This is a genomic window from Fulvivirga kasyanovii, from assembly GCF_009711405.1.
Taxonomy (GTDB): Bacteria; Bacteroidota; Bacteroidia; order Cytophagales; family Cyclobacteriaceae; genus Fulvivirga; species Fulvivirga kasyanovii.
The window spans coordinates 1-20536 of record NZ_SMLW01000621.1; the positions used below are offsets into that span (position 1 = coordinate 1).

13 protein-coding genes are annotated in these 20536 nt (G+C 43.5%); 7 read left to right on the plus strand and 6 right to left on the minus strand.

Translation table 11 applies throughout. The annotated features are described in order from the left end of the window. Positions 1-110: 110 nt before the first annotated feature. The 6 genes from E1163_RS20305 to E1163_RS20330 all read left to right on the plus strand — a co-directional run bounded on the left by E1163_RS20305 (position 111) and on the right by E1163_RS20330 (position 9798). Positions 111-437, plus strand: coding sequence for a PadR family transcriptional regulator (locus E1163_RS20305; protein WP_155174294.1), 327 nt, complete (start codon positions 111-113; stop codon positions 435-437). Continuing rightward, entirely contained in the window at positions 430-3045 is a 2616-nt protein-coding gene (locus E1163_RS20310) for an ABC transporter permease (protein ID WP_155174295.1), read from the plus strand. Before E1163_RS20305 ends, E1163_RS20310 begins: the two co-directional genes overlap by 8 nt. Positions 3046-3057: 12 nt before the next feature. Beyond that, entirely contained in the window at positions 3058-5661 is a 2604-nt protein-coding gene (locus E1163_RS20315; protein WP_155174296.1) for an ABC transporter permease, read from the plus strand. A gap of 120 nt (positions 5662-5781) precedes the next feature. Next, a complete protein-coding gene (locus tag E1163_RS20320) occupies positions 5782-6111 on the plus strand; it encodes a PadR family transcriptional regulator (protein WP_155174297.1) in 330 nt (109 codons plus the stop codon). Continuing rightward, the gene (locus E1163_RS20325) at positions 6111-8765 is read left to right on the plus strand and encodes an ABC transporter permease (protein ID WP_155174298.1); all 2655 of its coding nucleotides are present in this window, start codon (positions 6111-6113) and stop codon (positions 8763-8765) included. Before E1163_RS20320 ends, E1163_RS20325 begins: the two co-directional genes overlap by 1 nt. A gap of 133 nt (positions 8766-8898) precedes the next feature. Next, positions 8899-9798, plus strand: a complete 900-nt coding sequence (locus tag E1163_RS20330; RefSeq protein ID WP_155174299.1) for a TolB family protein — start codon at positions 8899-8901, stop codon at positions 9796-9798. Positions 9799-9858: 60 nt separating this feature from the next. Here the strand turns inward: E1163_RS20330 and E1163_RS20335 are convergent, their stop codons facing one another. From E1163_RS20335 to E1163_RS20360, 6 genes are all read right to left on the minus strand, one after another. Next, positions 9859-13242, minus strand: coding sequence for a GEVED domain-containing protein (locus tag E1163_RS20335; protein WP_246223787.1), 3384 nt, complete (start codon positions 13240-13242; stop codon positions 9859-9861). A 150-nt stretch (positions 13243-13392) separates the two neighbouring features. After that, entirely contained in the window at positions 13393-13512 is a 120-nt protein-coding gene (locus tag E1163_RS20340; protein WP_155174300.1) for a MetS family NSS transporter small subunit, read from the minus strand. Beyond that, complete coding sequence (locus E1163_RS20345) at positions 13509-15011, minus strand: sodium-dependent transporter (RefSeq protein WP_155174301.1); 1503 nt, start codon at positions 15009-15011, stop codon at positions 13509-13511. Before E1163_RS20345 ends, E1163_RS20340 begins: the two co-directional genes overlap by 4 nt. A gap of 118 nt (positions 15012-15129) precedes the next feature. Further along, a complete protein-coding gene (locus tag E1163_RS20350) occupies positions 15130-15360 on the minus strand; it encodes a type II toxin-antitoxin system Phd/YefM family antitoxin (protein ID WP_155174302.1) in 231 nt (76 codons plus the stop codon). Between the two features lie 70 nt (positions 15361-15430). After that, entirely contained in the window at positions 15431-17044 is a 1614-nt protein-coding gene (pafA, locus tag E1163_RS20355) for an alkaline phosphatase PafA (RefSeq protein ID WP_155174303.1), read from the minus strand. Between the two features lie 98 nt (positions 17045-17142). Continuing rightward, positions 17143-19725, minus strand: coding sequence for a WG repeat-containing protein (locus tag E1163_RS20360; RefSeq protein ID WP_155174304.1), 2583 nt, complete (start codon positions 19723-19725; stop codon positions 17143-17145). Between the two features lie 336 nt (positions 19726-20061). Here E1163_RS20360 and E1163_RS20365 point away from each other — a divergent pair, with 336 nt between their 5' ends. Then, entirely contained in the window at positions 20062-20319 is a 258-nt protein-coding gene (locus tag E1163_RS20365; RefSeq protein WP_155174305.1) for a hypothetical protein, read from the plus strand. Positions 20320-20536: the final 217 nt, after the last annotated feature.

The window sequence follows — 20536 nt, forward strand, 5'->3', positions numbered from 1 at the left end:
TTTTCAGCTAACCAACCTCTGAAGAGTCAGTGCTTCGGACCTAATATGTTTCTAAAAAGTAGAACAAATTAAATATAACCGCGTATATTAGTTCTACAATTTAGAATATAATGAAAGAAACACGTTTAGGGGAATTTGAAGAAGTCTTGCTCCTTCTGGTTGGCATTTTAGGTGAAGATGCTTATGCATTTAAAATTGCGGAAGAGTTTGAAAGCCAGACACAGAGGGCAGTATCCATAGGTGCAGTACATTCTACGCTCAACCGCCTTTCTGAAAAAGGCTTTTTAACGTCTGAGATGGGCAGCTCTTCACCTGAAAGGGGCGGACGCAGAAAGCGCATCTATACAATAACAGCCATTGGCAGAAGGGTACTGGAAGAAGCCCGCGACTTCAAAGTGTCTTTGTGGCAACAATATCCCGGCTTTGCCAATGGATAATAACAACAACCATACACCGCCCCGGTTAGCTGAGGCTTTTTTGCTCTGGTTCCTGAAAGAGGAGTTGGGCGAAGAGGTACTGGGCGACCTGGAGGAGAAATTTAATTACACAGCAGCGCACAGGTCAGTGCTGTTGGCCAAGGTCAATTACTGGTATCAGGTATTTCAGTACCTGAGGCCATTTGCTATCAGAAATTACAGATCAAACTCAAAATTCAACACTATGTATCAGCACAACTTTAAAATCAGCCTGCGCAACATATTAAGGAACAAGGGCTATTCATTAATTAACCTCAGCGGTCTTGTAGTAAGCATGACTGTTGTTATTCTCATTGGGCTTTGGGTATACGATGAGCTTTCCTTCAACAATTACCATATCCAGAAGGAGCATATTGCCCAGGTGATGATCGAACATCATAATCCGGGTGAAGACATCCATGTGGGCACGGTTCTCCCTCCTGCTTTGGGCACCCTTCTGAAAGAAAGTTATTCAACGTATTTTGATCAGGTGGCTATGATGCGGTCGCGACCGGAAGAGAGGATATTTACAACAAACAGAGGCCATTTTGCAGAGTCCGGTTACTTCATGCAACCGGATGGTGCAAAAATGTTCGGTCTCAACATGCAACAGGGAGACATCAACGGGCTAAGAGATGTAAATGCTATTCTGTTATCTGAAACTACCGCACAAAAATTATTTGGTGATAGCGATCCCTTGAACCAGATAATAACAATGGATGGCAATACCGAACTGACGGTAGCGGGCGTATATGAAGACCTTCCCCATAATTCAAGCTTTCATGGTGCCTCCTACTTTGCCCCACTCCAGCTCTACATTAGTGGGTGGTCCGGCCTGAATGTTTGGGACAATTACTTCATACATACTTATGTGAAGCTTAAAGAGCATGTTAACCTGCAAAAGGCATCGGCACTGATCAAAGACCTGGTCCTGCCACATACAGAGGGTCAGCGCTATCTTTTCCTTAATCCGATGAATAAATGGCATTTGCATTCTGAATTCGAAAATGGCCAGCCTGTAACCAGTCAAAGGCTTAAATTTGTCTGGCTCTTTGGTGCTGCGGCTATTTTTATAGTGGCCCTGGCCTGCATTAACTTTATGAATTTAAGTACTGCTGCTTCCGAAAAGAGAGCAAAAGAAATAGGAATAAGGAAAAGCCTTGGCTCTCAACGCTTGCAGCTAATGAGCCAGTTTTTAACCGAAGCATTCCTCCTGTCCTTTTTAAGTTTTTTAACAGCCGCCACCATGGCAGCACTTGTCCTCCCCTGGTTTAATAACATCGCGTCAAAAGAAATAGCGTTCCCTTCAACAAACCCATGGTTCTGGCTTGTGGGCTTTACCATTTCGCTGATCACGGGTATCCTGTCCGGAAGTTATCCTGCTTTTTATCTCTCTGCACTCAACCCACTCAAATCACTAAAGGGCGGGTTCAGTTCGGGCAAAAAAGGAGCTTTGCTTCGAAAAACGCTGGTGGTATTCCAGTTCACTATTTCCATACTGCTCATTAGCGGAACCTTTGTGGTATATCAGCAGGTACAACATGCAAAAAGCCGCCCGACAGGATATTCAAAGGCCAATCTATTGGTGATTCCAAAAAGATCCGGTGAAATGTATGGAAAATACGAAGCACTTAGCTATGAGCTGAAGAAATCCGGGGCCGTAATAGAAGTTGGAGAAGCTAATTACCCCATCACCAATACTTTGGGCAACAACAATGGCTTTGATTGGGAAGGAAAACCTCCATCATTTGACCCTTCTTTTAATACCATACTCGTAAACCATGATTATGGTAAAACCATTGGCTGGGAAGTAACTGAGGGCCGGGATTTCAATAAAAACCTGACGTCTGATATTTCAAAGTCTGTCATCATCACAGAATCGACCAAAAAGCTTATGGGGTTGGAAAACGCCGTCGGGTCGGAAATAAAGTTCTCCAAAGATTATTTTGGCAGCAATACATTCACCATTGTAGGAGTAGTCAGGGATATGATCAAAGGTGATCCTTTCCAGGCTCCAAGACCAGCCATCATGTTCCTGACCAACAATGAGTTGTCATATATGTTTGTCCGGCTTAACCCAGAGCTGCCTGTTACAGAAGCATTGATGAAGCTAGAAGCGGTAATTAAAGATATTGTTCCGTCGGCACCGTTTAATTACAATTTCGTGGATATGGAGTACAATGCCAAGTTCCGGGCAGAAGAGCGTGCGGGTAAACTGGTTTCTATTTTCGCAGTTCTGGCCATCTTCATCAGTTGTCTTGGCATGTTTGGGCTGGTCTCTTTCATCACTGAGAAACGAACCAGGGAAATAGGGATCAGGAAAGTATTGGGAGCACCCATAGCCAGTCTATGGCGGATGCTTTCTTTAAATTTCATTTACCCGGTGGTGGTAGCATGCCTTATTGCAACGCCTATTGCTTACTACCTGCTCAACAACTGGCTGCATGCCTATGACTATAAAATTGAAATGTCGTGGTGGGTATTTGGCCTTGCCGGCCTTGCAGCCATTGCGGTAACTATGGTCACTGTCAGCTATCGTACAATTAAAGCGGCTTTACTTGATCCTGTAAAAAACCTGCAGTCAGAATAAAAGTCAACGGATATGCCACCGAAGCACAAAACAACCCCTCCAAAGCTTGCCTGCCGCTTACTACTCTGGTTCCTGAAAGAGGAACTTGCAGAAGAGGTGCTGGGCGACCTGGACGAGAAATTTTATCATACAGCAGCACAAAGGTCAGTGCTGCAGGCCAAGGTCAATTATTGGTACCAGGTACTCCAATACCTGAGGCCATTTGCTATGAAAAAACACAGGTCAAACTCAAAATTATTTATTATGGTACAACACAACTTTAAACTTAGCTACCGGACTTTTATCAGATATAAGAGTTCATTTTTAATCAATTTAGCCGGCTTATCCAGCGGACTGGCTTGTACACTTCTAATCTTTCTCTGGATAGCCGATGAGCTTGCCATGGACAAATTCCATGAAAAAGATGAGCAGCTTTATCAGGTTTACCTAAACCATGAAGAGAATGGCTCCATACGGACTGCCCCTCCTACCCCGGGAATACTGGCAGAAGCACTGGCTAACGAGGTGCCGGAAGTAGTTACGGCCGTAGAGGATACTGATATGGACTGGTTCGGCAATAATTTTGCTCTATCCGCCGGCAAGGAAAAAATTAAAGCCAGAGGAAAATTTTCAGGCAAAGATTACCTCAACCTCTTCAGCTTTAAGCTCAGATCTGGTGATCCTGAACAGGTGCTGGATGACAAAAGCTCAATAGTGATCACCGAATCGCTGGCGCTAAAGCTGTTCGGTTCTTTAGATGTCATAGGCAAATCCGTAGACTGGCATCTATTGCACTTTAAAGGTCAGGCAAAAGTTTCGGGCATACTATATGACCTATCCGGCAATTCATCGGAGCAGTTCGATTTCATTCTTCCATTTACCATCTTCAAAGATGACCTGGATAGTGACGGTATGCACTGGGGAAATTTCAACAGCTATACCTATGCAGAACTGGCCAACGGGGCTGATGTAAAGCAGTTGAATAAAAAGCTGGCCAACTTTATAAAGCAGAAAGACGAAGGAAGTAATGTAACTGTTTTTATGACCAAATTTTCCGACATCTACCTACACGGAAATTATGAGGCCGGAGTTCAAACCGGCGGCAGGATCATTTATGTAACGTTGTTCTCCATAATCGGCATTTTCATATTGCTGATTGCCTGCATTAATTTTATGAATTTGACCACCGCGAGGGCCTCCAGAAGGCTGAAAGAAATTGGCGTTAAAAAGACTTTGGGCGCCAGGAGAGGTGGACTTTTCAGTCAGTTTATGGGTGAGGCCATCATCATGTCTGTAACCGCATTGATCATTGCCCTGGTCCTGGTTTACATGGTCATTCCTCAATTCAACGAGCTGACCGGTAAATCCATTTCCCTCCAGCTTACCTGGAAGCTTGTCGGTATTACATCAGGCATTACACTTATCACAGGGATATTGGCCGGGAGCTATCCGGCTATCTATCTTTCCGGATTTAGGCCCATCAATATTTTAAAGGGCAAACTCAATGCTTCTTTCGGAGAAGTATGGATCAGAAAGGGACTGGTAGTATTCCAGTTTGCATTATCCATAATCATGATCGTAAGTGTGCTGGTAGTGTACCAGCAAATCAACTTTGCACAGACCAAAAACCTGGGGTATGACAGGACCAACGTACTTAAAGTGCCTATAGAAGGCAAGGCCGTTGAAAACATACCCGTTTTTTTGAATGAGCTTAAGCAGGTTCCGGGTGTAATCGAAGCTTCCTGCACTTCCCATTCCATTGTCTCCAGTGGGTCATTCACTACCGGTGTGAGCTGGCCCGGTAAAGACCCTGATCAAATTATCCGCTTTGAACAGGCACGTGTGTATCATGGGTTTCTGGAGACTCTTGGCATCCAACTGGCCATGGGAAGGAGTTTCTCTGATCATGTCGATTCTGAAAAATCAAAGATCATATTTAATGAAACAGCCATAGAAGCTATGGGACTTGAGAATCCTATTGGTACAACGGTTATTATGTGGGGCGAAGAAAAAGAAATAATCGGAGTGGTTAAAGATTTTCATTATTCCTCATTGCATAGTATGGTAGAGCCCATGCTATTCCATTTTGATACAGAATTTCTCCAGAATGTTTTCATAAAAATTGATAGTAAGCAGATAGGCGAAACCATCTCTGCCATCGAATCTTTCTACAACAAATTTAACTCCGGTTATACGCTGGAATATGAATTTCTTGACCAGAATTATCAAGCCCAATACATTGCTGAGCAGAGAATCTCTACTTTATCAAGATTTTTCGCAGGAGTAGCTATCATTATATCGTGTCTCGGTTTATTTGGTCTGGCAGCATTTACTGCAGAAAGAAGGCAAAAAGAGATCGGAGTGAGGAAGGTATTGGGCGCTAGTAGCTTTAGGATCATTGCCTTATTGTCAAACGACTTTACGAAGATGGTGCTTGCATCGATAGTTATAGCCTTACCCGTAAGCTACATGCTGGCCGAAAACTGGCTGAGTAACTTTGCTTATCACATCCAGCTAAAGTGGTGGCTGTTCGGATTAGCCGCAGTTTCATCATTAATTATCGCATGGCTTACCGTTGGCATCCAAACCATAAAAGCAGCCCTTACTAATCCAGTTGAGTGCCTTAAAGATGAATAGAATAATATAAGCAGGAATTGTCATCCTGCTTATTAATAAAAACTACATTTAAGAAAAATATATCTATCAGTTTCTTTTATGCAGAAATATTTTAACTACATTTGAGTAAAATATATCAATATGAGTAAGCATCATCTCGGGGAATTTGAGGAAATCGTAATGTTGACTGTAGCCATTTTGGCCGATGAAGCCTATGGAGTGGCCATTATTGATGAAATGGAGAGCAGATTGAATCGAAAGGTTAGTATAGGCGCTTTGCAAACGGTGTTGAGGCGCCTGGAGAAAAAGGGGTACCTGTCGTCGCAATTTGGGGAAGCTACTAATATGCGAGGCGGGAAGCGAAAACGCTATTTTTCACTGACCACTTATGGCAAAAATGTACTGACCGAAGTTAAAGAGCAGCGACTTAGCCTTTGGGAAGCCATTCCTAACTTTTCCTTAAACAAATAATGAATCCATCTGACATCTTAACTCCCCCTCATTGGCCCAGTCGTTTTTTACGCTGGTACTGTCACCCGGACTATCTGGAAGATATCGAAGGCGACCTGATTGAAAGGTTTGAAACAGACCTTGCGATAAAAGGTCCTAAAGTAGCTCGTTGGAACTATACCAAAGATGTATTCCGGCTGTTCAGGCCGGGAATCATCCGGCCTTTGTCAGGAAATAATCAACTAAACCATTACGGCATGTTCAAAAACTATATCAAAGTAGGTGTAAGAAATATACTGAGGCAAAAAGCCTTTTCTGTAATAAACATTGCCGGCCTGGCCATAGGTATAGCTTGTTGTCTGCTCATTTTACTGTATGTTAACGACGAGCTGTCTTATGATCGCTACAATAAAAATTTTGACCGCATTTACAGAATACTGCATACGTATAGAAGTGCAGAAAACCCCGGCAGCCTACCTCCCCCCTCCCCGGAAGACTTCCAGGTTTGGGGCAGCGCACCTGTAGGCCCTGCGCTACAGGCTGATTTTCCTGAAATAGAAAGTTACTTTCGCTTTACCAGCCCCTCCCAACTACTCTTTCAATATGGCAGTAAAAGGTTTCAGGAGGATAATATGGTTTTTGCCGACTCAACTGCTTTTCAAATATTTAGCTGGAACCTCATTTCAGGAAATCCCAAAACAGCACTAAAGGAACCTAATAGCATTGTACTTACCCTAAGCACCGCCATGAAGTACTTCGGCTATGACGACCCCATGGGCAAGACAATTACCATAGACCAAACCGAAACATTTGTAGTTACAGGGGTTATGGGAGATGTACCGTCCAACACACATTTCACTTTTGACGGATTGATCTCAATGACCACTTTTCATAACTGGAGACCCGAGATATTTGATTCATGGGGGTATGTAGATTTTTATACTTACTTCCTTTTAAAGGAGAATTCCCGTATCGAATCCCTGGAAGGAAAAATACCTGACTTCATAGAGCACAATGGTCCGGATTGGTATAAAACAGATAATACTATTGCTTTTGAGCCACTGTCCTCTGCTTATCTTCACTCGAAGGCATCAAGACAACCGGGAACAACAGGAAGCTATACCAATATTTATATCTTCTCATTCATAGCAGGTTTTATTCTGCTGATCGCTTGTATTAATTTCATGAACCTCTCCACCGCACGGTCGATGGAACGGGCAAAGGAAATTGGTGTAAGAAAGGCCATTGGGGCGCAAAGGCATTCGCTCATCGTCCAGTTTCTGTTAGAGTCAATCATGCTGACTATGCTCGCCGCCTTGCTTGCCCTGATATTAGTGGCCTTTGTATTACCATTCACCCGTGAGCTATCCGGTAAGGCATTATACTTCTCTGACCTGCTTTCCTGGCCGTTTATAGCCCTGTTTACAGGATCGGTGATTTTTGTAGGCCTGATTGCAGGTAGCTACCCTGCCTGGGTATTGGCCAGGTTTAAATCCAGTCAAGTGCTAAAAGGCAGGCTTAAATCTTCATCAGGGGGCATTTCATTAAGAAAAGCATTGGTGGTATTTCAATTTGCGCTTTCCATGTCCCTTATCGTTGGTACTGCTGTGGTTTTCTCTCAACTCAAACACCTGCATACGCTGGATATGGGCTTTACCAAGGATCAAATGTTGGTTATTGATTTCGGCTGGGACTCTAAAGTACAGGAACAGATAGCGTCTATTAAAACCGAATTGGGCAAACATCCCAAAGTAAGCATGGTCAGTACATCCAGGGCTGTTCCCGGTGCCTTTCTCCCTGATGCAGGCACACGCATAGAATCTGCCAGCGGTGAAATGACAATGCACAACCCTGGTATCTATGAAATAGATCAGGATTTCATTCCGACTTATGAAATAGAACTGATTGCCGGCAGAGCTTTTTCTGACGATTTCCCTTCTGACACTACTCAAGCCTTGCTGATCAATGAAGCTGCCGCAAAATTATATGGCTACACAAACGCCGAGGACGTAATTGGTAAAAAATTTACTCAGTGGGGTCGTGAAGGCACGGTAGTGGGTGTGGTAAAAGATTTCAATTACAAATCCCTTCACAGCAAAGTTGAGCCGCTTTCCATACGATATGCACCGACGGGTGCTTTGCGACGCTTTTCTTTAAAAGTAGCACCAGAAGGAATGGTCACAACCCTTGCTGATCTGGAACAACTCTGGTCGCAACTGGTGCCTCACCGTCCATTCATTTACAGTTTTCTGGACGATAGCTTCAACCGGCAATATGACGCTGATATCCGTTTCGGACAAATTTTCACCGTATTTTCCAGTCTTGCCATCCTGATAGCCTGCCTTGGACTATTCGGTCTTACAACCTACACTACAGCCCTGAAAACCAAAGAGATTGGCATTAGAAAAGTACTAGGTGCTTCCTTATTCAGCATAGTTACTCTGTTGTCGAAAGACTACATCAAACTCTTTTTGATAGCGGTACTAATCGGCATTCCTGTTTCATGGTTTGCCATGAACAGTTGGCTCGATAATTTTGCCTATAAAATGGAGATTGGCCCCGGGGTATTTATTGTTGCGGCATCAATATGCCTACTGATCGCATTGAGCACGATTAGCTGGCAGTCCGTACATTCTGCCCTCAGAAATCCTGTAGACTCCCTGAAAGATGAATAATAAAGCAATAATATAGAGACAGAATAAAGCCAGAACCATCAAAAAAATATAATTATTGATTGAAAGAAATGGTATCGTGTGTAAATTAATGTAAATTGAAGCCCCCATTCAACCAAAAAATACACCTATTCTGATGATACCGTTTTCTAAAGTTCAGCTTTTGTTCTTTCTCTCCGTACCATTTATTGTTACTACAGTTAGCGTTGCTCAAAATGACACTGAGATCTATGTGTTTGATTTGAACAATGATGGCACGAACTATTCAATTTCAGACCCGTTTAATGTTACTTATCAAAACCCCGGGTATGATAATCAACCTCACTTTCTGCCTGATGGATCTATGTATTACGTATCAACACGTGACGGTCAAACCGATGTTGCTCAGGTGGAATTTCAAGAGTACTCCTGGAGCTGGCTCACCTGGACAGCAGGTGGAAGTGAATACTCTCCAACCCCTATCCCAAACAGCCAGGATTTTTCCTACATCAGGCTAGATACCAGTGGTCAGCAGTTGCTATACAGGCATGATCATGCCACTCAGGAACCACGGGTATTGGTAAAAGGCCTGAAAATTGGTTACCATTGTTGGTTTGATGAAAACACATTGGCAGTGTTTGTATTGGGAGAGCCGTCCACTTTGCAGATTTGTAATATTACAGATGGCGAATGTTTACCTAAGCATTCTAATATCGGAAGGTCACTTCACCGGATACCTAACACTTCCCTGCTCAGTTTTATAAGCAAAGAGCATGAACCCTGGCAAATCAAATCTTATGAGCCGGTGGCAGGAACTACCCACAAGATCATTAATGTGGTTGGTAGCTCAGAGGACATGTGCTGGGCCTCAGACGGCACATTGTTTATGGGCAGTGACAGCGTTCTTTATAAATTTCATGCAGCTTTTGACAAAGACTGGGTAAAAGTGGCTGACCTTTCAGAATTTGGTTTATCAGGCATCACCCGCCTGAATATTAACCCTGATGGCAATCAAATCGCCATAGTAGTCAACCAGTCTCCTACTGCAGAAAAATGAAACAAAAAGAGGCTGCACCCATTGGATGCAGCCTCTTTTGTTTGTCTTTATCAGTAGCTATTATTCTTTAATAATCTTGCTGTTGATCACTTCTCTTTCCGTTTTCATGGAAATGATATACGCTCCCTGAGGAAGTCTTGACATATTAATCCGCACATTCGAATCCACTGACTCTATCTCTTCAATAACAACGCCTGTTAACGTCATCATTTTGAGGCTATAGCCTTTCGCTTCATCTGCTATGGCTATTTCGACCATGTCCTTTACAGGGTTTGGTGTAGCTACGAAATATGCCTTTGGCCCTTCATTATCAAGCTCTTCCGCGTTTCTTAAATTAGCAAAAGCTGTATTGGCCAATGTGTTGGTAATATTTACGGTATAATCCTCAACCTCTCCATAGGTGAAAGTACCACATGAAGAAGGTGCTGCATTATATCTCATGGATACTCTCATTCGGGTACTTCCCAAGGCAGCAGATGATGGGATATTCAAAGTACCAGACAGAGTTCCGCTGCTGCTGGATGATCCGCTGACCATTTCTTCTCCCGAGTCTGCAAAGTCTCCATCCTGGTTAAGGTCTATCCATACTTTCCAGTATTCGGTATAGCTGGAGCCGGAGAAGCCTGCACTAAAGTTAATAGTATGAGAACCTCCACGGGTAAGATCAGTGCTCTGGCTGGTGAAATTACCATATCCGCCATTGGCACCTGTTGCATTATTAATTGACCCTACAGCCACGAGGTCTATCCATTCGTAGGTAACATTGTTGCCACTGGAAGTACAATATGTAACAGGTGTCTGTGTACTGAAAGTTACAGTGCTCGCAGTTGACTGATTCCCTGCGGCATCTTTTGCCCTAACCGAAGCAGTGTATGAAGTTGAAGCAGTAAGGCCGGTAAGGTTGTAACTGGTGCTGGTGGTATTACCTACAAGCGAACCTCCCAAATAAACATCGTAGCCGGTAACTCCTACATTGTCCGTAGATGCAGTCCAGCTCAGTGTAGCACTTGTTGTGGTGATCCCGGAAGCTGTCAATGAACCCGGAGCCGTAGGGGCCTGAGTATCTCCGCTTCCTGTCTGGATGTTCACCGTATAATCTTCCACCTCGCCATAGCTAAAGCTTTCGCACGAAGTAGGTATACCATTATACTTCATAGAAACACGCATTCTGGTAGCTCCATTGGTAGCTCCTGACGGCACGGTAAAGCTACCACTCACCGGTGAGTTTTGTGTAGCAGACTGTGTCCATACCTGCTCTCCGGAATCGGTAAAATCTCCATCACGGTTATAGTCTATCCATACGCTGTAGCCTTCGTTATACAATGTACCTGTCCAGGTAGGTGTAACCGAAATTGTGTATGAGGTATTTTTATTCAGGTTGGTTGAAATAGATGTAAAATCGGTATAACCACCACTGCCGGCTCCGGAATTATTATTAATGGAACCAAGTGTAACATTGCTGATGTATTCATCGGCTACACTATTGCCGTTTGATGAACAGTAATTTAGCTGCACGTCGGTAGTAGTAAAGGTTACAGAACTGCTGTAAGCAGAAGTAGTACCATCACTACACTTACTTCTTACCTGAGCTTCATACTGAGTAAGCGGTGATAGGCCGGTGATGCTGGCAGAAGTACCTGAAACGGCAGTTGTGGTCCAGCTAGAAGTACCGGTCTGACGATACCTTACGTCATAAGTAGCTCCGGGCACAGCATTCCAGCTTACTGTAGCTGATGAAGAGCCAATATTGGATGCTCCAAGTCCGGTAGGAACAGTAGCCGTACAGCTTACGGTACCGGTAACACCGGTTACGATCAGGGTATAATCCTGGCTACCACCGGAAAGTGACCCTTTGTGGGTAACTGTAATAGTGTATGAGCCGCTGGCACCGGATATGTCAACTCTCTCATACGGATCTACGTTGTTATCCCCTTTTCCATTCGAGTTTACACCTGTCAGGCGGTAAGGGTTGTAGGTAGTACCACCCTGAGTAACCCTGAGGTCAAGGTCATTGACCAGCACGGGTGTAGTAAGGTTGGTTGTACCGGTGTTAGCAGTACCCGCAGGGTCTGTCCAGGAGATAGAAGCTAATAGCGGACTGGTACCATCTGAATTGACAGTAATAGAGTATGACTGGCCTGCACTTAGTGTCAGCTCCTCTATTCGCGAAGCGGTGCCATTGGCAGTAATAGCCTGTGCAGCAGCTTTGGCATTCAATAAGCCCCAGCCGTATACAGCATCAGGACCAGCAATACCTGCATCATCTGCAGTGTGAAGTGCCAGACCTTTAAGGGATGCTGCACGCATAAAATTACCATTAACGTTATTGTAGTGCTGCTGCAATAACAACAATGTACCTGTCACGTTGGGCGATGCCATGGACGTACCGGTGATTGAGTTATAAGCAACATCACTGTTGTCATACGTTGAGTACACACTTGTACCATTTCCGGTAATATCCGGCTTTATCCTCAGGTCATCTGTAGGGCCTTCGCTACTGCTGCTGTTGATCGTTACACTGTTCAGTGTACCATCAGTGGCTACGCTTGCATCCTGGCCGTTGGCAACTACCATATTGTTCTTACAGGTAGAGTGGCCGCTGAGCTTGTCAAAGGAAGAATTTCCGTTAAGAGGAGCTCCATTTGAAGAGTTGTCATTACCGTCATTACCGGCTGCTACTACCATAAGGTAATATGGCGAATTGTACATCAGGTTGTCCCAGTCTCTTGACTCATCAATATAGGCACCAAAATACCAGTCAGGTATTAAGCTGGCCCTGTATCCATATGAGTGATTAGAAAGGAGCATACCGTTAGCTGCCTCGGCAGTGGCTTCAGACAGGTCATTGTTCCATTCATGGGTCAGCGCCTTGGCCTGTGGCGACATACCTTTGGCATTGGCCTGAACACCTGACGCCACAATAGTACCTGTAACGTGCTGGGCATGGAAACTATTACCATTTAGAGCGGTAACGCCGTCATTAATGGTCACCCTGTTGTTGCCACCTGCACCATCAAATTCCTGGTGAGTAGGTCTCGTTGGGCCACCGTCCCAGACATGGGCAGTCATGTTTTGTCCATTTACATTAAGCCCGAGGGTTCCGCCAGAGTGAAGGTGATTGGCCCTGGTTGAACGTGCCGCACTTACATTGTACACTGTGTAGTAAATGGGTTTTCCATCTTTGGAAACGGCAATCAGCTCATCAAAAGAACCGTCTCCGTTAGATTTCAGTACTTCCCAGCCCTTCTGAGCTGCCATTTGCAGGGCATTCTGCTTGGCAGTTAAAGCCTTCTGGCTATATTCTTTCTGTAATTCGGAAAGGCGGGTTTTGTCGTACCTGCTACTGATCTTTTGCTTCTCTGTGGGAGTTTGGGCAAAAGCCATAGAAATTGAGAATAGGAAAATGGGTAACACCACTTTCCAGTGTTTGGTTTTTGTTTTCATTGGGTTTAGGTTTAATGGTTGAAGCCATAAGTTAGAAAAAAAGAGGCGATTTCCAATGTAAGAATACCTCCCCCAAACCTAAAACGCCCTGAAAAACCTTATGTAACCAACTGTTATTCAGACAATAACAGTTAAAATAAAATTATTGTGTTATCCGGCACTTTTTTTTCTGTCTGCCTCCTTCTTCATAGCCAACCTGAGGAAGAAAATGAAGCCACCCACTACAGTGCCTACAATAAGTATCATAGAAATAATAGCTGCTGTACTCATGACTTGTTTTTTACAAAGGTGTTATACAAATATTTATTCAAAAGCAATCCTGCAATAATAACCAGTCCCCATTGGGTAATTATGGATGCATTGCTGTACACATCAAAAACATTCCAGTTTCCATTTTCATCGAACCATGGATTTTTAGAATAACCCTGAGACATCCACCAGTATATAAGGATAACCCCAAAAAACACATTAAAGATTAAAGCAATTGCAAAATACTTTGAGGGTACATTAAAGTCAGAATCCGTATCGATGTAGTCCCTTTTAAATTTGGAAACTCCATACCGTAGAACGGCAATAATGATGAGCAGCCCTGAAACAATAAGCCCTATCCCCCAAACCCAGTCCTGATTATTGAAGAAGTCGAGCGAGTATGCCGATGGAAAGCCAAAAACGATACAGAAAGCGCCAGCCCTGATTGCAGCTGATGTTCGTGTAATCCCCATATCTCTCAGGTTACTGATAAATAATTCCAGCATGGGTAACAGCGAGCTGAAAGCGGCAAGAAAGAAGGCCAGAAAGAATATAAAGGAAAGTATGGCTCCACCATTGACCGTGGCAAATAACTTCGGTATAATGGTAAAGGTTAGTGCCTGATTACCACTTTGTAAGTATGAGATTGCCTCTCCCTCACTGGCTGCCAGGGCAAAAACTGCCGGCAATATTGCCATTCCGGCCATCAGGGAGGCCGTATTGTTACCAAACCCTCCAATGAAGGTGTTTAGTACCACGTCCTCACTCTTTCTGGAATAGGATGATATAGTCATGATCAAACCCCACCCTGCTCCTGTTGACCAGGCGGATTGGGAAAGTGCCTCTATCCAGATTGTCGGGTTTGAAAAATGCTTGATATCAATAAAGAACATGTATTCCAACCCTTTGTACCCGTTCTCCATATTCAGGGCCATAATGGTGATCACCAGCAGAAGGGCGAATAAAGTAGGGATCAGTATTTTATTGGCTTTTTCCAGACCATTTTGTATCCCTTTAATGAGTACGTAAATGCCAACGATAACAGCAATTATGTACAAAATGATAGTCCAGGTATTGTTATTGGCAATTGAGTCCCAGTATTGATCCAGATACGCAGGGTTGGCAGCAAGTTCGTCAGCAATGGTGTTGCCTCCACCAATAAAAGCCCAAAGATTCTGAGTAGACAACCCGAGGTACTGCAAAGCCCAGCCTGTAACTATGGCATAGTAAAAGGCAATACCCAATGTACAAAGGGTAATAAAAAAGCCTCCCCATGTCATACCCTTCCCTCCTATTTTTCCATACGAGCCGATTACGCCAAGCTTATATTTTTTACCTATGGAAAATTCGGCCATCAATAATGGGATAGACCAGATTAACAGGAAAACAATCCAGAGGATAAGGAATGAGCCGCCGTACTGACCGGCAAGCCGTGGAAACCGCCAAAGATTACCTGCTCCTATGGCCATGCCTAAAGAGGCCAGTACTATACCCCAGCGATTGCTAAATTGCTCTTGCATATTATTGGTTTAATGTTCGTAAACGTTTGCACACGAGCGGCTAATTTAATAATTAGAATATAAACGCTATCATTTCTGCCATTTTTTGAATGTAAGCGGGTAAAAATGTATTACAATTTCAACCTTTTGACGATTTCATTTGATCAATCGACTCGTACAGCCTATCTGCATTTTTCCTTGAACAAAGCAGGTGTAGCGTCTCCATGATTGAGTTATACTCATCTATGGACATCATAACCGTTCCTTTACCAAGCCTTCTCTTAATGAGAAAAACTTCGTCGTCATCTTCAACACGATCAAAATATCTTTTAAGTCCAGTCTTAAGTTCTGAATAGGTTACAGCAATCATCTTTTAACTTTCCTTTTACAAAATCAACTCGTACCACTCAGTGTTTTACGATATATACCTCACAAAAAAGCTACTCCTCCAAAAGCTCCAAAATAGGTTGCCCGGTAGCTGCACTTGGAAGTTTAATGCCCAACATCATGGAAAGCGTAGGTGCTATATCTGTAACCGGGTGATACCTGTAAGATTCCCCTTTTTTAATGCCTGTCCCATACCATAGCATAGGCACATGGGTATCGTAGGTAAATGCAGAATGGTGTGTAGTACCTGTTTTATCCCAACTTCTGAACCAGCCGGGCTGAAGACTGAACAATACGTCGCCAGACCTTTTCTGATGATAGCCTCTTGCCAAAAGTCCTTTGATACCTTCGGCACCATAATCCATCCAGTTAATAGCATAGGCCGGGTAGCTCTCTGCCACTCCATCCAACTGCATCAGGTAATGCGCAACAAACTCCTGGGCTTCGTGCAGCGGTACCTTTTTCTCAAGCATTAGTGCTCTGTTAAAGAAAACCTGCAGGTTACTGAAGTTTTCTACCCAGTCCCCTTCACCATATTTCGAACTCAGGATTTCTTCCACTTTCTGCTCAACATCCTCAGTAAAATAACCGGCCGGCACTTTATTATCTATCAGATATTGAGGCACTTCAGCCACCGCATGGTCTGCCGTGAGAAATATGACATAATTGCCTTTACCTACTTTTTGGTCAAGGGTAGCGATCAACTGCGCGATGTTTTTGTCCAGCCTCAGGTAGGTATCTTCAAGCTCAATGGAGTACGGGCCAAAATCATGACCTATGTAATCTGTAGACGAAAAGCTGACCGAAAGAAAATCGGTGTACTCACCTTTGCCCAATTTCTCTCCTTCAATAGCTGCCAGGGCCAGTTCGGCAAGTATGTCATTGCCAAACGGTGTAGCTGCCAGGCTCTCATAGTTGCCTTTATTTTTGGATAGATCGTAAGGAAAAACTGCGTCACGGTCACCTATCGGCATTTCATACTTTGATTTATCCGGGTCACTGGCAGTGTAGGTTTTAATATCATACAGAGGTTCCCATACCAGAGACAGGTAATGATCTGCCCGTTTCTTGTTGTTAAACTTCTCTACCCAGGCAGGAAGCTTTTCTTTGTAATAGGTACTGGTTATAAAATCACCTGTTTCTTTATCGTACCAGTACGCTTCACCGAGATGGCCCGCCGGAAAAATTGCACCCCTGTCTTTGATCGAGACACCTACTACTTTGGACTGTTTTTTTGTAAACAACCTGAGTTCATCGGTGATTGTAGTCGACAGCAGGTAGTGTGGCGACATTTCACCACGGGCAGAGCTACTGCCTACGGTGCGTTGTGTTTTATCATCGGTGCAATAAACCATGTCTTTCAACTCTTTATTGTACCAGTTATTGCCAATGATGCCATGAATACCCGGAGTAGATCCCGTATAAACCGAAGCGTGTCCCGGTGCTGTATAGGTGGGCACATAATTGAAATGTGCATTTTTAAAAGCGTACCCATCTCTGGTTAGCTTGTTAAAACCATCTGTGCCAAACCTGGACTCAAAACGGCTCAGGTACTCCTGGCGCATCTGGTCTACAATAACCCCAACCACAAGCTTAGGTTTTTGAGTTTGTCCTTCGGCAACAGCTCCCAGATTGAGAATGAGTACAAGCAGCAATAATTTTTTCATTTGTCTGATCAATTTCTAGTTAATGAGGGGTAAGTAGGCATATCCAATACGCACAATATTAGTAAAATAGAACGGAATAGCCCTATGTTCAGGTACAATCAGTTGTCACAATATATCAGCGGATAATCTTCGGTTTCAAAGGTTTGCTTGCGGATGGGGTTACCATCTTTGTCGTAATAGATAACCACATAAAGGTCTGCCTCTGCAATATTTTTTTCGGCAAAAAATACCGGTTCCGTTTCAGTGCCCACGTTGATCACATCATTATAGGTTGCTGAAATTATCTGGCCACGACTACTGCCCAGCACACCATAGCCAGACTCCCTGAGCACGATAGCTATCTGCTCACCTGCTGCCTGTCCTGCGAATTGCAGGGTTTTTATTCCTTCGTCAATAATTTGCTGCGATTTGAAATTGAAAAGCGACCACTGGTATCCGGTTTTAACCAACGCTACACTATCGCTCCAGTACCTGATATCATCGTAGGTAAAATCGGAAAGCTGCTTGTTTCCCTTACTGATCAGGCCCAGCTTTTCCTTTTTTGTAGCAATAAACACTTCGTTATTATAGCGGTGTATATTTTTCTCATATTCTGCGGGTATAAATATGCCTCTTTCCTTATTGTAAAGTCCGAATTTCTTATTGCGAAGCAAAGAAACAAAACCATCCTGATAGTTGGCGATGGCATCATATTCTGTTCGGAGCAACACCTCTGCACTGTCGGATAGCATACCTTTCCTGCCTCGCTGTGAGATTATAATATAATGAGGCCCCAGTGCTTTAGCTTCATCAAAAGAGCCGCTGAAAACCCGCTGCCCCAGTTGATTGTAAATACTCTTTTTCCTTCCATCGTCCACAATGAGGTATTGGGCAGCATTTAAGGACGAGAGTAAAGTGACTTTTTCATTCGCGGACAAAAGCAACGGTTTTTCCCTTGTGACTACAGCAACAGAATCATTTTTATACATTACTGCATAGGCATCACCCATTAAACTCAGGGAATCCAGGTTCCTGCCTCGTAAGGTATAGCTTTCCATATCATAGAGCAGCCAGTTTTCTTTATTCTTTAATGCCACCCAGGCTTCATTTACGCTGGCCTTAAAGGCAGGCTCCTTATCTATCGGCCGGTAATTTTCATTCAGCACGTAGAACTGGCCGTGCTTATCGATCAGAAAACCCTTCTTTAATATTTTAATTTTCTGGTCAGCGAAAGGTATGATCTCATTGAGCCTTGCATCTATAATGGTTTCGCCCCCTTTTGAACTCATCCAGATCTGGTTATCGTTTACCAGTTCGAAATCATCATAAGCCTTTCCCGGATCGAACTTTTGGTTATCCACAGAGGCCACCAATGCGTTTATATTTTTTACATATATCTGGTCTTCTTTTTCCAGGATGATGAATGCCCCCTGAGATAGAATGTCCGTATAACTGTTGCCCGTTATTTCCCTGCCCGAAACAGTTCTTAAACCCCACAGGTCGTTCTTTTTGAAAGCTATCAATGCCCCTTTGATCAGCCGCGCATCCTGATATTCAACAGGCAATACGATTCTTCCCGATTTGTGAACTATGCCTGTTTTATCCTCATGGCTAACTTTTAGTAAACCGTAGCCCAGGTTGGTAACCTGAGTGTACCCACCCTCATAGATCACTGTATTATTAGGGGTAATTATTTTATCACCGGCAAGCAAATAATCACGGTCAATGCCACCGCAAAGCTCTGCTTCAAAAATACCGGCAAAGGATGGTGGAATTATGGTATTACCATACATATCCATGAACCCATACATCCTGTTGTCCATGATGGGAATGAATGTACGGCCTTCCAGGGTGATGACCCTTGCCAGGGAATCTGTCACCATAGATTTTGGAAGGTACTTCCCTTGCTCTTTAAGCACATGATACAAAAAATCAACGGCTCTCGGCCTTACCCGGCTTCGGGGAAACTGTTTGATAAAATTGATATAACTGTCAGCATGGTTATCGGCTGTCATCACCTCGTAAATATTCACTTCGGCTTCCGTGCGGTATGGTGTATCAGGGTTTTCTTTCAGGAATTTAAGGTAGCTCATCAACTTTCCATCAGCCGTACTTTTGCTGAAATAGAGCTTTTCGTACCGCTGCCTGGCCTCCTCTACCTGCTCTGCATCCGGATATTTTTCCATAAAGAGCTGGTAGCTTTTATAGGTATTTTCTGCTTTGGCCGAGGCGTAGGCCAAAGCATTGCGCAGACTTCTGGCTTTTGGAACCTGCATGGAAGTATTATAATTGGCTAAGAAATATATAAAACCTGCCTCAGTGTTTGTTTCCAGCGCCCTTTGAAAAGCTATGCTGTCAATCCGTGCCTTTAACTGCTCCAGGGCTGTACTGTCGATCCCGGCATTTATGTGCTTGCTCTTTGCTCTTTCCCCCAGGCTATCGTAGGCTATCCGAGCTTTGAGGATATAAAAATGGGCTGAGTCAATTTGTGGGCGTTTATTTGCGGTATCAATGAGCACCCTGGATCTTGCGTACAAAGAGGCCGGAAGTAAGCTGTCTTTCTCCAAAGCCTTATCCACCAAAGCGGCCGACCTGACCCAATTACCTTTTTCCAGTTGCTTTAAAGCCCTCTTGGCTAACCCTACCTGACCGTAAGCCGTGTGTACAACAACAAATAATATAAAGCTGATTAAAATGCGCATGCTCAAATAATGAACACGAATATGCCCATTTTTAAATAAAAAAACATTTTAAGAGGCTTCAATGCTCCGATTTTTATCAGAAAATATAAAGGGCAATGAATAAGGTGTTTGGTTGTCGTGGGTTTGGAGTTTTTGCCAGGATCAGGATGGAATGGTTATTTGGTAAAACACGCAACGATGGGCTAAGTTTGTTTGCATCGCTTCGATTCCCAGGCACTGAATCTCATGCCGTATGGGAATACCTTCAATCACAAGTCGTAAAAAGAAGTTTAATTTAACTCTTTTAATGATCTAAAATTGTTAAATAATCGTCATTTTGTAGAAAGCATTTTGCGTATGTCAACTGTAAAACTAAAGGAATCACTTCACAAATTGATCGACAGGATAGATGATGAAGATTTATTGAATGCCTATCTAAAGATTATTGAGAAGGGACTTTCATCTTCTATTGACCCCATTGCGGGCTATACTACCAAAGGTGAGCCTATCACGAAATCAATATTAGTGAAAAGAGTAAGGTCAGCATCTGCAAGAGTTAAATCAGAAACTTTCACTGGCCAGGAAGATCTGGAAAAAGAATCGGAGAATTGGTAGGTAAAAGATACTAGCTGGTTGTTTTGATCAACAGACAATAACGGATTGAGTTGTTTATGAAGCCCATTCTAGCCAATTTCGACCTACAGGCCTTTGCCGAGTAAGGTGATACGACATCAGCCAATGCTACAGAACAGTAAAGCTTTACCAAACTTTTGGAAGTTTAGTAAAGCCGGAATTTAGCTCTGTAAGCTGCCATTATAAAAATAAATTTACC

What these genes read in the sequence shown, in the direction of transcription:
- E1163_RS20335 (WP_246223787.1), bottom strand. Translation starts at nt 13,242, where the DNA reads ATGAAAACAAAAACCAAACACTGGAAAGTGGTGTTACCCATTTTCCTA.
- E1163_RS20350 (WP_155174302.1), bottom strand. Translation starts at nt 15,360, where the DNA reads ATGATTGCTGTAACCTATTCAGAACTTAAGACTGGACTTAAAAGATAT.
- E1163_RS20360 (WP_155174304.1), bottom strand. Translation starts at nt 19,725, where the DNA reads ATGCGCATTTTAATCAGCTTTATATTATTTGTTGTTGTACACACGGCT.
- E1163_RS20325 (WP_155174298.1), top strand. Translation starts at nt 6,111, where the DNA reads ATGAATCCATCTGACATCTTAACTCCCCCTCATTGGCCCAGTCGTTTT.
- pafA (WP_155174303.1), bottom strand. Translation starts at nt 17,044, where the DNA reads ATGAAAAAATTATTGCTGCTTGTACTCATTCTCAATCTGGGAGCTGTT.
- E1163_RS20345 (WP_155174301.1), bottom strand. Translation starts at nt 15,011, where the DNA reads ATGCAAGAGCAATTTAGCAATCGCTGGGGTATAGTACTGGCCTCTTTA.
- E1163_RS20315 (WP_155174296.1), top strand. Translation starts at nt 3,058, where the DNA reads ATGCCACCGAAGCACAAAACAACCCCTCCAAAGCTTGCCTGCCGCTTA.
- E1163_RS20305 (WP_155174294.1), top strand. Translation starts at nt 111, where the DNA reads ATGAAAGAAACACGTTTAGGGGAATTTGAAGAAGTCTTGCTCCTTCTG.
- E1163_RS20310 (WP_155174295.1), top strand. Translation starts at nt 430, where the DNA reads ATGGATAATAACAACAACCATACACCGCCCCGGTTAGCTGAGGCTTTT.
- E1163_RS20330 (WP_155174299.1), top strand. Translation starts at nt 8,899, where the DNA reads ATGATACCGTTTTCTAAAGTTCAGCTTTTGTTCTTTCTCTCCGTACCA.
- E1163_RS20320 (WP_155174297.1), top strand. Translation starts at nt 5,782, where the DNA reads ATGAGTAAGCATCATCTCGGGGAATTTGAGGAAATCGTAATGTTGACT.
- E1163_RS20365 (WP_155174305.1), top strand. Translation starts at nt 20,062, where the DNA reads ATGTCAACTGTAAAACTAAAGGAATCACTTCACAAATTGATCGACAGG.
- E1163_RS20340 (WP_155174300.1), bottom strand. Translation starts at nt 13,512, where the DNA reads ATGAGTACAGCAGCTATTATTTCTATGATACTTATTGTAGGCACTGTA.